The following is a 708-nucleotide window of genomic DNA, read 5'->3' on the forward strand; positions in this document are numbered from 1 at the left end:
GGCCCGGTCCACCGGGGCCGCGTCTTCCCCCGCCCACTCGCCGAGGATCAGCGACCGCTCCTGCGCGGACAGGACCTCGGCGGCGCCGATGGGCGCGTCCGGGTCGGCGAGCAGCGCGGACAGGTACCGATCGAACCGCTCGACGAGCCGCCGCGCGGTGGCCGGGTCGTACAGGTCGAGCGCGTACTCCAGCTCGCCGTCGAGCCCGTCCTCCCGCTCGGTGAGGATCATCAGCAGGTCGAACCGGGACACCCCGGCGGTCAGCGGTTCCAGCTCGGCGCTGAAGCCGGGCATCTCAAGCCGTGCCTCGGGGTTGTTCTGGAACGTCAGCCCGACCTGGAACAGCGGGTGCCGGGCCAGGTGGCGCGGCGGGTTCAGCACCTCGACGAGCCGCTCGAACGGGACGTCCTGATGGGCGTAGGCGGCGAGGTCGGTCTCCCGCACCCGTCCCACCAGTTCCCGGAACGACGGGTCCCCGGAGGTGTCGGTCCGGAAGACGAGCATGTTGACGAACATCCCGACAAGATCGTCCAGAGCCTCATCGGTACGCCCGGCGATGGGCGAGCCGATCGGCACGTCCGTCCCGGCGCCGAGCCGGGTCAGCAGGGCGGCGAAGGCGGCCTGCGCGACCATGAACGGGCTGGCGCCGGTCTCCCGCGCGAGGTCCTGGAGCGCCGCGTGAACACCGGCACTGAGCCGGAACCGTTC

Annotated in this window: 1 protein-coding gene; it reads right to left on the reverse strand. The window is 72.2% G+C overall.

Features of this window, described 5'->3' with window-relative positions; translation table 11 throughout:
* Nucleotides 1-708: condensation domain-containing protein (locus AF1_RS32745; RefSeq protein ID WP_217999886.1), on the reverse strand; the 708-nt coding region annotated here is incomplete at both ends.

Origin of the sequence: Actinomadura formosensis NBRC 14204 (assembly GCF_001552155.1) — a bacterium.
In the GTDB taxonomy this organism is placed as follows: domain Bacteria; phylum Actinomycetota; class Actinomycetes; order Streptosporangiales; family Streptosporangiaceae; genus Spirillospora; species Spirillospora formosensis.